Genomic DNA, 12,259 nt, shown 5'->3' on the forward strand with positions numbered 1-12,259 from the left:
CAAAAAGGATAAATTTCATTTACAAATATCAGATTTTATGGTATTATAAAATCAAAATAAGTATTGAGATCCCTTTGCAGATTTTTTAATATGCTTTATGAAAGGAGTTTTTATGAAAATTTATTTCAGAAGAACGGCTTCGGCTTTGATTTCTGCGGTTGTTTTGGCTTCTTCGGTGTCGCTTTCCGCTTTCGCGCAGGAAAACGATCGGCAGGATCTATTCGCAATAACGGACGTTGTTTACGGCAGCTCGTCGGAATACGGATATAAGCCTGTATACATCGGCGAGGCTGACGGAAACGCGGCTGACAATGAGGAATACGGGGTCAACGCGGTAAAGCTTCCTTCGCTCAAAGCCGATATGTCCTCGCTGCCGGAAAGCTACGACATAAGAGAAAACGGCTTTGATACATACACCAGAAATCAGGGAGACGACGGAGCCTGCTGGGCTTTTTCCACAATTGCCGCAGCTGAAAGCTGGGCGGTAATGAACGGATATGAAAACGGCGACGTTGATTTTTCTGAGGCTCATCTTGCTTGGTTCGCTCTTAATCCCAATAGCGGAGAGGGAACCGACGGGACTAATATAAGCGATCCCTTCGATTCGGGTGGAAACTGGCTTATAAGCTCGGCGGCGCTTTCCTGCTGGAGCGGTGTAGAATATGAGGATTACGCTCCGTTTCCGGTATACAGCACGTCGGAATACCAGCTGCCGGAGGAGCTGCGCTATGCTTCGCGGTATAAGCTGAAAAATATCAATTTATATCAGCCTGACGATACGGAGGCTATAAAAAATGCTGTTATGAATTACGGCGGAGTTCAGGTCGCGTACTATTCAAACAGCGATTATTATTCAAGCGACGGTATATCGTACTATTACAACGGAAGCAATACCACAAACCATTCGGTGTTCATTGCCGGCTGGGACGATAATTACAGCAGGGAGAATTTCGGTTCCGTCAAGCCGTCTTCAGACGGAGCATGGCTGATAAGAGGAAGCTGGGGCGATTACGGGGACAACGGATATTACTGGATTTCCTATGAGGATACGTCGCTTGACAGCTTTGCTTCATATGAATTTTATCCCGCCGAAGAAACTGACAATAACTACACCTATTCCACAAGCGGAATGGAGAGCTATCTCAATTCATCTGAGGAAATATATCAGGCGAACGTTTTTACCGCCGAAGGCAGCGAGCTTCTGAAGGCAGTGTCTTTTTATACATATCAGACCAACGGAAATGAAAGCGTGGAGTATCGTGTCGATATTTACAAGGGCGCTGAATTCGGAGCAGATTCACCGATTAGCGGCAGTCCGCAGGCCAGTGTTTCCGGCAGCGTAGATTTTAACGGCTACCATACGGTTGAGCTTGACAGTGAAGTGGAGCTTTCGGCAGGCGATACTTTTTCGGTCGTGCTCAGGCTTTATCAGCAGGGCGGGTCTGCCAACGCTGCCTGTGAGGGAAGAGCGTCTTATATGACCAGCAAAAGCGGCGAAAGCTACTTTTCCACAAATGGAGTCAGCTGGTATAAAAATCAGGAGATACCTTCGTCGAGCGGCACATCAAATGTGAATAATAACTGTATAAACGCCTATACCGTTGACATGGATCAGCCGGATAAGACGGCGCTCCGAGCTCTTGCCGATGAATACTCAGGCGACCCATCGCTTTCGTTCGAGGTCAGAGAGGTAATGGCGGCGCTGGCTGACGCAGGGGCTTCAAAGTCAGATGTGCTTAACGCCTCCGCGCATATGCTTGCCGCTGTAAACACAGGCGATTCGGTTTTGCATATATCGTCGGCGGAGCAATGGAATACCTTTGCAGACAGTGTAAATTCGGGAAACGGCTATGAGGGAAAAATAGTTAAGCTGTCTGCGGATATTGATTTCAGCGGTTGTGAATTTGTTCCCGCGGGAACGCAGAGCTGTCCGTTTGACGGTATTTTTGACGGACAGGGATATATTATGAGCGGTATATCCTGCAATGCCGACTACAGCGGAGTATTCGGACGTATAAGCAAAAAGTCAGCTGTAAAAAATCTTGTGGTTACGGATTCTGAATTTTCAGGAAAGTATGCAGCGGGAATATGCGCAATGCTCGACTACGGTACGATCAAGAACTGCGGCTTCAACGGAACGGTAAGCGCGGATCAGTACGGAGGCGGAGTCGCCGCATACATGAACGGGGGAAATATCATAAGCAGCTACGGCTGTACAGACAGCAATACGCCGTCGGCGGTTTCGGGCATTGTAAAATATGTGCGGTCGGAAAGCGCAGCCGAGAGGATCTATAACTGCGTTTACAGCGGAAACACCGCGGACAGCTTAGGTACACAGTCCCAAAGCTTCTATGAAACGGCTGAAAAGCTCAACACCTTCAATAATACCCAGACGGACAGCGAAAGCTGGGGAGTCAGGGCTTCAGCGGCGGTAAGAAATACACCAGAGGGTATCAGCTATGCCGTGACCTTCAAGGCTCAGGTTTCAGGCAGTCCTTATGAAAATACCGTATATACCGATATTTACGGCAGCGCGGTATTTCCGTCAGTTGATCTGCCGAGCGGCTGCACGCTGAAATGGACGCTTGACGGACAGGAAATATCTCAGGATCAGCGGTTTTCCTCTGACTGCGAGGTAACGGGAATTATCGAAAGCACGTCCGGCGATCGGTATACGGTAAGCTATGTGCTTGACGGAGGAGCAAACAGCGCGGACAATCCGTCGGAAGTTAATGCCGGAGAAAGCTATGTGCTCTCTCCCGCGTCAAAGGCTCATGCCGAGTTCGGCGGCTGGTATCTTGACGCCGGTTTTACAAATAAGGTTACCGCTCTTGAATATGACAGCATGAGCGAGGACGTTATCTTGTATGCAAAATGGATTCCTGATACTTTTACGGTGCGGTTTGTTGATATAAACGGCGGAATTATCAGTTCTCAGACTGTCGAATACGGAAAACCGGCATTTGCTCCGGAGGCTCCCGACGTTGACGATAAGCTGTTTACAGGCTGGTCGGCTGATTTTTCCAGCATTACTGCCGATCTTACCGTCAGGGCGCTGTATAAGAATTACATAAGCATAGCAAAAGCTTCTGTTTCAGGTATTTCCGGCAAAACATATACGGGCGGTTCTCTTACCCAGTCCTTGAGGGTAACCTGCAATTCTGCTGAGCTTATCCAGGGAAGGGACTATACGGTATCGTATAAAAATAATATCAATGCCGGAACGGCTGAGCTTACCATAACCGGAACGGGAGATTATTACGCCTCAGTCACCAGAAGCTTTACGATTGCAAGGCTTTCCTCCTCTGCGCTTACAGTCAGCTTTTCCGACGCCGACAGAATTTATACAGGTAAGGATATAAACCCTGCCGTTACTGTAAAACACGGCTCAAAAACGCTGGTTAAGAACAGCGATTATACGGTAAGCTATCAGAACTGCACGGCAATAGGCAAAGCAACGGTAAAAATCATCTTTAAGGGCAACTATACGGGCGCTGTTACAAAAAGCTTTAATATCGTACCTAAGACTCCCGTTGTAAAGGCGTCTTATTCCGCAACGTCAGACGCGGTAAGAATAAACTGGAACAAGGTAGACAACTGCACAGGCTACAGAATATACAGATATAATTCCTCCACGAAAAAATGGGTGAACATAAAGACGATCGGAAACAGTTCAACCATTACATACAGGGATTCAGGACTTAAATCCGGCACTCAGTATAAGTATAAGGTAAAGGCCTACAAAAAAATAGACGGAGTTGTTTATTGGGGAAGCGCTTCCGCCGTTAAAAATACCGCGACCAATCCTTCGGCGGTAAGCATAACCTCAAGCTCAAGAACCTCTTCCGCAATACGTATCAACTGGAATAAAACCGCCTGCGACGGTTATCAGGTATACAGGTACGATTCTTCGTCAAAAGCTTACGTCAGGATCGCAACCGTCAGCGGATCGTCGGTTCTGACCTATAAGCAGACCGGTCTGAAAAAGAACACGACGTATAAGTATAAGGTAAGAGCGTTTAAAAAAGACGCTTCCGGGGGATATCGATATAGCTCGTTCAGCAGCGTAAAGTCGGTTACCACAAAAAAATAGCATAACCCTCTCTCAGCGTTCAGACTCACAATAACCGGCATAAATATATCGGGCAGACTTAAGCGCCCCTGAAGCTTGCGCGTAAAATAAACGCATGACAGGGGCAGGATGAGTCTGCCCGTTTCGCTTATTAAGTTAAATAGCCTATCGCTAAGCCTGCGTTATGACCGGAACCGGTTTTGGCATAAGCTTTCTGTAGTCGCTGAAATAAAAATCCGCCTCCCGCTTCATATCCTCCCAGTCGGCGGCATAATGCCTGTCAAGGCAGGCTACGGCAGTAAAGCTTCCGGCTTTGGCGCCATGTATTCCCTCGATTATATCCTCAAATACGGCGCAGTCCTCAGGCTTCAGGGATATTCCGCCGCAGGCAAGCTCGTAAACATCAGGAAATCCTTTTCCGCGCTTCACCTGATCTGTCGAGGCGAAGCAGTCAAACAGGTCGTATATACCGTTGTTTTTCAGCGCCGAAGAGTAAAGCGGCTCCGACGAGGCGGTCGCAAGGGCGATCTTTATTCCTTTTGATTTTATGTAGCGCAGAAAAGCGTCTGCTCCCGGCTTTACAAACACATTGTGAGCATATTCGTTCTCTGCCATCGTATACCATTCCCGGGTTACGCTTTCGATCGTTTCGTTAAGTCCGAAGCGTTTGATAGTGTATTGAGCGGCCTGATTAAAATTCATGGAGGAGACCTTTTTAAAATAGTCGGCGGGAATATCTATGCCGCGCTTCGCCATGAATTTCTCGTCGATATCGCTCCAGACATGAGAGGAATCCACAAGAGTTCCGTCAAGATCAAATATTATGCCTTTAAACTGTGTAAAATCCATAGCTTTATTTCCTTTCAGATTTTATTTGCCGGTCTTGAAGCCCTGACCGTATATTTCGTTTGTGCTGGTTATGAGCATAAACGCGCGGCTGTCGGTTTTCAGAACATACTTCTGCGCCGCCGGAACGGTTTGTCTTTTCATTGCGCACAAAATTATTTTTCTGTCCTCCTGTCTGTAGCCGGATACACCGTTCAGAATGGTGCAGCCCACATCTACCTGATGAAGCAGGCCGTCGGCTATCTCGCTGCCTTTTTCGCTTATTACTATAAGCAGTCTTGCGGAATCGGTTCCGTACAGAATAAAATCAATGACCTTTGAGCAGACGGCAAGCGCCGCCAGCGAGTAAAGAGCGTTTTCTGCGTTTTTGAATACTATTCCCGCGAGTATGGAAATAAAGCCGTCGATGACCAGAATTATGGTTCCGATCCTTAAATGAGGACGTTTCGCGGTTATAAGCATCGTTACGATATCGGTTCCACCGGTAGTCGAGCCGCAGCGAAATACTACAGCGCAGCCCGCTCCCAATAGAGCTCCGCCGAAAATTGCGGCAAGTACGGGGTCGGCTGTGACCGGCTCCAGAAAGGCTGAGGCGTCGGCGGTAATTCCGGCGATTATGATAGCCAGAACCGTCCTGAAAATAAATTTCCAGCCCCATTTGAGAATGGCTATTACCAGAAGGGGAAGATTAAGCAGCATAGTATAGCTTCCGACACCGATAGGAAAGGCGCTGTTCAGCATGATTGAAATTCCGCCTACTCCTCCCGGGGCAATATTATTGGGCGCAAGAAAAAGCCCCAGCGCAACGCCGTAAAGAACCGCTCCGAAGCATATTATCAAAAAACGCCGTACGGCGGAACCGTTGAAAAAAGCGTCAAAGGTCATAATAAATTCATTCCTTTCAGCAATCAGAAGCATACCGTTAATAAATATGAGTATGTTCCGAAAAGCGCTGAGTCAATACCGATATTTCACCGCGCGTCGGTTTTGATTTCGGTACTGCTCTGAAAATATTATGTCCTGCATAATTGCTTTTATAAGAGATGTTTTCACCCAAAAGACTGACAAAACCGCCGAATGACCTGCCGGAGGTTCTGGATTAAGGCCGTTTACGGTATTGCTTGTGCTTTAAGACTGTGATTTCTGAATGAACTCGTTAAGAAGATGGGAGGACAGCCCTATAAGCTCAGGGCAAGGACGTTTTTTGTAATAGCTTTCCGTCCGTTTTGAAGGCGCCGGACTGCTTGCTCCGGCGGCCAGCCCAAGAAGCTCGCGGCATACGATCGAATCAAATCCGTTTTCTTCCTTGAATCTGGCTGCAAATTTCTGAATCAGCTCGTAAAGCATTTTCTTGTCCTGGTAATTTTTAGGGTCGGTATAGCCGTATTTCATGCTGAGCACCATAAATGCTCCCGAGCAGCTTCCGCACACCTCCCTGAGCCTTCCCATGCCGCCGCCGAAGCCGGAAGCGATATGCACCGCGGTGCCGAAGTCCAGTCCCATTTCTTCGTGCCATGCTCCTACCACCGCCTGCGCGCAGTTGTAGCCGCTTTTGAAAAGTTCCATAGCTTTTAAAGCTTTCGGGGATTTATTCAGATTGATCATATCATTTCCGCGCCGCAGTAAGCGCGGAATTTTTCACCTGCTTTTCAGATTGAATTTTATTTTTGCACTATTACATTTTATCATAAAAATCAGAAATTGTCTATACCCGCTGCGCAGGCTTTTGATTCTGCATCGGACAGAGGACTTTTAAAAGTGATAATATGTAAATTATATTTCTATACATATGGCATAATATATATTATTGTGCAAAACTAACAAAAATATTGAGCTTGCTTCGTTAAAAAATGTTTGTAAAAAACTGTTGACAAAAGTGCACTTGTGTGGTATACTTTAAACACAGCAATAAAGCTGAAGCAGTATACCGGTAAAGTCAGCCGGTTAAAATAAGCAAGAAATAAATTTAATTGAGGAGGATAAAATTATGTCAAAGTTTGTATGTTCAGTATGCGGTTATATTTATGAAGGAGAGCAGCCGCCTGAGAAGTGCCCTCAGTGCGGAGTTCCGGGTTCAAAGTTCAATAAAATGGCAGACGAAGAGCTTGTATGGGCTGACGAGCATAAGGTAGGCGTTGCTCAGGGTCTTGACGAAGAGGTTGTTCAGGGACTGAGAGATAACTTCAACGGCGAATGCTCGGAGGTTGGAATGTATCTTGCTATGGCGAGAGTTGCATACCGCGAGGGCTATCCTGAGGTTGGTCTTTTCTATGAGAAGGCGGCTTATGAGGAGGCTGAGCACGCAGCTAAGTTTGCTGAGCTGCTCGGAGAGGTCGTAACTCCTTCCACAAAGAAGAACCTTGAGCTGAGATATATGGCTGAAAACGGCGCTGTAGTAGGAAAGCTTGAGATAGCCAAGAGAGCTAAAGAGCTGGGCTATGACGCTATTCACGATACGGTTCACGAAATGGCTAAGGACGAGGCCCGTCACGGCTGCGGCTTCAAGGGTCTTTACGACAGATATTTTAAGTAATATAAAAGGTAAAACATTTGCCTGTACGGATAATATGATCCGTACAGGCTTTTTTATCTCCTCATTTTCAGTCTGAACTGCTTGGGAGTTATCCCTTTAAGCTTCTTGAAGGTCTTTATAAGATGACTGCAATCGGAGAAGCCGGTTTCCTGACTGATATAGTTCAGGTCGAAATTGGTAAACAGCAGCATATCCTCAGCCTTGCATATCCTTATAAATTCGATATATTCCTTGCAGCTTTGTCCGTACAGCTGTTTGAACAGACGCGCAAAATATGAATAGCTCATTCCGCATTTATCCGCAAGCGTCTGTACCTTCAAGGGTTCGGCAAAATGCGAATCAATGTATTCGGTTATAGTGTGTATCGATTCGGCCTCAACCTGAGAAACTGAGATATGATCGGTATCGAAGCCCTTATGCCTCCATATCCGTATAAGCTTGACCAGCAGTTCGGAAAGATTGGATTGTATTATAAGATCATAGCCGTAATTTTTTTCTTCAATTTCATGAATACAGCTCATAAATATTTCTTCTGCGGGAATACCGCAAAGCTCGCTGCCGTCAAACAGAAAATCCGAGGAAGAGTCGTCCCGGGCGGCGGCGAGAATGTACGACAGCTTCGGAGAATAGCTGTTGGACATATTAAGCCGGTTTATATCGAATTTCAATACCGCGTATTTGCAGTAACTGCCGTTGTCAGGATAAATTGAATGAACCGTCTGAGGGTGGAAAACCGCAAGCGACCCTGTCGAGGCAGTACGGCTGTCGTTTATGCTGCTTACGATTACTGAGCCTTGGAGTATATATATTATTTCCACAAAATAGTGCCAGTGAGCACGCACAGGAAAGTTATCTTTTTCTGTGTCGAATAAAAAGGCTTCATAGGGAGAGTTGAGCTTGTCGCTGTATTCAAAGAGCTCCTGCATTTGAAACATCCTTTCGCTTGTATAGAAATATACTATTTTTGATTGTAATGATTATAGCATACGCCGATTGTTTTTGCTATAATTATAATGTAAATTTTTAAAATTTTATCAGGAGGGGCGAGCTTATGAGAATTCTCTTTATCGGAGGGACCGGAACGATATCCGAGGCGATCACAAAGCTGTTGCTTGCAAGAGGCGAAGAGGTCTTTCTGCTTAACCGCGGTTCAAGAAACAATGAAATAAAGGGGGCGGAGCACATTTGCTGCGATATAGGGGATGAGAAAAAGGCGGCGCGGCTGCTTGAGGGAATGACCTTTGACTGCGTCGCGGATTTTATCGGCTTTGTACCGGAGCAGGTAATGCGGGATTACCGACTGTTTTTGGGGAAAACAAAGCAGTATATTTTTATCAGCTCCGCTTCGGCTTACCAGAAGCCTTTGGGCAGCTATATAATAAACGAAGGGACTCCTCTTTCAAATCCTTACTGGGAATATTCCAGAAATAAAATTGCCTGCGAGGAATGTCTGATGAAGCTGTACCGTGAAAACGCTTTTCCGGTAACTATAGTGCGCCCCAGCCATACCTACTGCAATCGGAGCATACCTGTAGGCGTTCACGGAAACGGAGGAAGCTGGCAGGTAATAAAGAGAATGCTTGAAGGTAAGCGGATAATCGTTCACGGCGACGGTTCGTCGCTCTGGACTATGACTCACTGCGACGACTTTGCAAGGGCTTTCGTCGGACTTATCGGAAATATTCACGCTGTCGGAGAGTCGGTTCAGATAACCTCCGACGAAACGCTTACATGGAATCAGATATATAAGGCTGCTGCCGACGCGCTGGGAGTTGAATACAGACCTTATTATGTTCCGTCAGATTTTCTTGCAAAGTGCAGTTCCTATGATTTTGAGGGCGGTCTGCTGGGAGATAAGGCAAACTCGGTGGTTTTTGACAATTCAAAGCTGAAGCGTCTTGTCCCGGGCTTCAACGCCGAGATACGCTTCGATCAGGGAGTGAAAAGGGCGGCGGAATATGTTCTCAGTCACAAGGAATGTCAGCAGGCGGACTTTGAATTCGATCATTGGTGCGATAAGGTAATTGAAGCAATGGACAATGCTCTGCAAAGTATTTTAGGCTGATAAATTCATCAGAAAAAACAATTCAGGAGTGAAAGCCGAATATGAAACGGAGGTATTACCATGCGGGCGGCTTTTATGAGTTTTAAAATCCGCATGGAGGAAATATGGTTGACGTAAAAGGAAAATGGGTATTCGTAACGGGCGCCAGCAGGGGAGTAGGCAGGCAGATCGCTTTGTTTATGGCAAACCGCGGCGCAAATATCATACTTCACAGCAGAAAGCTTGAACATACTGAAGAGGTTTTCAAAGAGGTAAGAGAAACAGGAGTCAGGGCAATGCAGATCGAGGCTGAGCTTTCGGATATGGATTCGGTCGGTAATATGCTGAAAAGGATAGACGACAGCGGCCTGCAGGTAGACATTGTTTTTAATGACGCCGCGGTTCAGATCGCATACAGAACCGACTATTTTAAAACTCCCGTGGAGGATTTTACGCAGAGCTTTATGATAAATACGATTGCGCCTGCGATGATTTGCTATCATTTTCTGCCCAAGATGATAGAAAGGGGCTTCGGAAGAATAATAAATACTACCAGCGGAATAAAAAACGAGCCGGAGCAGGCAGGATATTCGGCAAGCAAGGCGGCTCTGGACAAGTTTACAACGGATCTGTCTACGGTTATCGAGGGAACCGACGTAATGATGAATATAACCGATCCTGGCTGGTGCAGAACCGATCTCGGAGGACCTAACGCCCCTAATTCGGTTGAAAGCTGCATACCCGGAATCGTTGTCGGAGCGTTTGTTGACGACAGGCGGAGCGGAAGGCTTTTTCCCGCGCAGAGCTTTAACGGCCTTACGCTTATAGAAGCCGTATCAAAGGCAGAAACTATGTATTAGACGGTATTATGCGGTCGGAGCATATATTGATTTACATAGCTTTGTGTTGAAAAGGCTTCGCTGTACAAAAAAGTTACCGGCGCATAGTCATAAGCTGACTGTGCGCCGGTTTTGATTTTATTATGCCGAAAATTATGTATCTGAAGAACTGAAGCAGGTAAATACCTGAGCTGCGTGCTCTTTCTCCTTTTTTCCGCGTCCGGTAAGCAGGCTTACAATAGGTACGACCGCAAGACCGAACAGCATTGTGAATGCTCCGGCGTTGATTGGCGACGCGAGATCCAGTCCGAAAAGCTCGCCGGATCTGTTGCCGAAGGTGTAGTAGAACATATGGGCAATCGTTATTCCCACACCGCTTATAAAGCAGGCGATAACGGAAGCCTTTGTAACTCCCTTCCAGAAAAGACCGTACATATACGGGGCAAGAAATGCTCCTGAAAGCGCGCCCCACGAAATGGACATAAGGGTAGATATGACCGTCTGCGGATTTTCAAGCGTTATGATAGCCAGAATTACGGATATCAGAAGGAAAACCGCAATAAATATCCTCATGATGAGCAGCTCTTTCTTTTCGCTCAGCTTTTTGGACATAGGCTTGATAAGGTCAATCGTCAGAACGGAGCTTGAAGTGAGAACAAGGGAAGACAGTGTAGACATTGAAGCGGAAAGTACCAGCACGATAACAATGCCGAACAGAAGCTCAGGGAGCCGTTCCATAATCTGAGGTATTATCGCGTCAAAGCCGCCCTCGGGAGAGCCGTCGATATTGCTGACAAAGAGCCTTCCGAAGCCTCCGAGAAAATAGCAGCCGCCGGCTACGATCACGGCGAAAACCGTCGATACAATCGTTCCGATCTTTATTGATTTATCATCCTTTACGGCGTAGAATTTTCCCACCATTTGCGGCAAACCCCAGGTTCCCAGGGAGGTAAGTATGACCACGCCAGCCAAATTTATCGGGTCGGGACCCAAAAGACTGCTGTATTCGCCTGTGCTTCCGTCCGCCGACGGAATATTGTGCAGCATATCTATAGAAGAGGTAAGTCCTCCGTTTAAATTCAGAACGGACAGAACCACCGCGGTAATTCCCACAAGCATAAAAATTCCCTGAATGAAATCGGTCAGCGCTGTAGCTTTATAGCCGCCCATGATTACATAAACGGCGGTAAAAAGCGCCATTCCTATAATACAGTATTTGTAAGGGATTCCGAAGCCTTTTTCAAACAGTCTTGACAAGCCGTTGTATACAGACGCGGTGTATGGAATAAGGAATACGAAAATTATCATTGCCGAAACGATTTTGAGGGTCTTGCTGTTATACCGCTTTTCAAAAAATTCCGGCATAGTCTTGGCTTCAAGTGCCTTTGACATTATTCTGGAGCGTTTTCCAAGTACGAGCCAGGCAAGGAGAGAGCCTATCACGGCGTTTCCTATTCCTATCCAGGTCGAAGCGATTCCGTAGTTCCAGCCGAATTTTCCGGCATAGCCTACGAAAATAACAGCGGAAAAATACGAGGTACCGTAAGCGAAGGCGGTAAACCAGGGCCCTAGGGTACGTCCTCCCAAAACAAATTCCGATACGCTGTCGTTCTTTTTCTTGTAGTACCAGCCGACTCCTACCATGATCAGCAGATACACGATAAGAATTATCCACATTTCCAACATACTATTCAATCCTTCCTCATATACAGCAGCAATTTAAAGATTTAATGCTTTTATGCTTTTATCTAATAAATCATACAAGTGTAATTATATAGTGAAATATATTGTTTGTCAAGAGTTTTTGCAGATTATTTCAGAAAAATCAGATAAATGCTTCAATCTGACAAAGATTTAGCACTACAGCGCAGCTTAACTTTTTGTCTTAAAACCTATTTACAAGAGGAAAGTTTTGTGATATAATT

9 protein-coding genes are annotated in these 12,259 nt (G+C 46.2%); 4 read left to right on the plus strand and 5 right to left on the minus strand.

All coding sequences use genetic code 11. The annotated features are described in order from the left end of the window. The first annotated feature begins 112 nt into the window (after positions 1 to 112). A complete protein-coding gene (locus tag EIH25_RS11270; RefSeq protein WP_164489230.1) occupies positions 113 to 4,093 on the plus strand; it encodes a lectin like domain-containing protein in 3,981 nt (1,326 codons plus the stop codon). A gap of 150 nt (positions 4,094 to 4,243) precedes the next feature. Here the strand turns inward: EIH25_RS11270 and EIH25_RS11275 are convergent, their stop codons facing one another. The 3 genes from EIH25_RS11275 to EIH25_RS11285 form a co-directional block, all read right to left on the minus strand. Next, positions 4,244 to 4,921 (minus strand): HAD family phosphatase, encoded by a 678-nt coding sequence (locus tag EIH25_RS11275; protein ID WP_124101132.1) that lies wholly within the window; start codon positions 4,919 to 4,921, stop codon positions 4,244 to 4,246. Positions 4,922 to 4,942: 21 nt separating this feature from the next. Beyond that, positions 4,943 to 5,803, minus strand: a complete 861-nt coding sequence (locus EIH25_RS11280; protein WP_164489231.1) for a YitT family protein — start codon at positions 5,801 to 5,803, stop codon at positions 4,943 to 4,945. A gap of 243 nt (positions 5,804 to 6,046) precedes the next feature. Further along, complete coding sequence (locus tag EIH25_RS11285) at positions 6,047 to 6,523, minus strand: C-GCAxxG-C-C family protein (RefSeq protein ID WP_124101134.1); 477 nt, start codon at positions 6,521 to 6,523, stop codon at positions 6,047 to 6,049. Positions 6,524 to 6,905: 382 nt separating this feature from the next. Between EIH25_RS11285 and EIH25_RS11290 the strand changes: the two genes are divergently transcribed. Further along, on the plus strand, positions 6,906 to 7,451 hold the full coding sequence (locus EIH25_RS11290; RefSeq protein WP_124101135.1) for an NADH peroxidase: 546 nt from the start codon (positions 6,906 to 6,908) through the stop codon (positions 7,449 to 7,451). A gap of 53 nt (positions 7,452 to 7,504) precedes the next feature. Here the strand turns inward: EIH25_RS11290 and EIH25_RS11295 are convergent, their stop codons facing one another. Further along, complete coding sequence (locus EIH25_RS11295) at positions 7,505 to 8,377, minus strand: AraC family transcriptional regulator (RefSeq protein WP_124101136.1); 873 nt, start codon at positions 8,375 to 8,377, stop codon at positions 7,505 to 7,507. A 125-nt stretch (positions 8,378 to 8,502) separates the two neighbouring features. On the opposite strand from EIH25_RS11295, the gene EIH25_RS11300 reads away from it, so the two are divergent. Both EIH25_RS11300 and EIH25_RS11305 read left to right on the plus strand, forming a co-directional pair. Further along, positions 8,503 to 9,516, plus strand: coding sequence for an SDR family oxidoreductase (locus EIH25_RS11300; protein ID WP_124101137.1), 1,014 nt, complete (start codon positions 8,503 to 8,505; stop codon positions 9,514 to 9,516). Positions 9,517 to 9,620: 104 nt separating this feature from the next. Continuing rightward, entirely contained in the window at positions 9,621 to 10,355 is a 735-nt protein-coding gene (locus EIH25_RS11305; RefSeq protein ID WP_124101138.1) for an SDR family oxidoreductase, read from the plus strand. Between the two features lie 132 nt (positions 10,356 to 10,487). Here EIH25_RS11305 and EIH25_RS11310 read toward each other — a convergent pair whose 3' ends face one another. Then, a complete protein-coding gene (locus EIH25_RS11310; protein WP_206425710.1) occupies positions 10,488 to 12,020 on the minus strand; it encodes a sodium/solute symporter in 1,533 nt (510 codons plus the stop codon). Positions 12,021 to 12,259 lie beyond the last annotated feature (239 nt).

The organism is Ruminococcus sp. Marseille-P6503 (assembly GCF_900604945.1).
GTDB lineage: Bacteria > Bacillota > Clostridia > Oscillospirales > Ruminococcaceae > FB2012.

Coding starts and splice junctions, on each gene's coding strand:
- EIH25_RS11310 (WP_206425710.1), bottom strand. CDS start 12,020: ATGTTGGAAATGTGGATAATTCTTATCGTGTATCTGCTGATCATGGTA.
- EIH25_RS11275 (WP_124101132.1), bottom strand. CDS start 4,921: ATGGATTTTACACAGTTTAAAGGCATAATATTTGATCTTGACGGAACT.
- EIH25_RS11295 (WP_124101136.1), bottom strand. CDS start 8,377: ATGCAGGAGCTCTTTGAATACAGCGACAAGCTCAACTCTCCCTATGAA.
- EIH25_RS11305 (WP_124101138.1), top strand. CDS start 9,621: ATGGTTGACGTAAAAGGAAAATGGGTATTCGTAACGGGCGCCAGCAGG.
- EIH25_RS11285 (WP_124101134.1), bottom strand. CDS start 6,523: ATGATCAATCTGAATAAATCCCCGAAAGCTTTAAAAGCTATGGAACTT.
- EIH25_RS11300 (WP_124101137.1), top strand. CDS start 8,503: ATGAGAATTCTCTTTATCGGAGGGACCGGAACGATATCCGAGGCGATC.
- EIH25_RS11290 (WP_124101135.1), top strand. CDS start 6,906: ATGTCAAAGTTTGTATGTTCAGTATGCGGTTATATTTATGAAGGAGAG.
- EIH25_RS11280 (WP_164489231.1), bottom strand. CDS start 5,803: ATGACCTTTGACGCTTTTTTCAACGGTTCCGCCGTACGGCGTTTTTTG.
- EIH25_RS11270 (WP_164489230.1), top strand. CDS start 113: ATGAAAATTTATTTCAGAAGAACGGCTTCGGCTTTGATTTCTGCGGTT.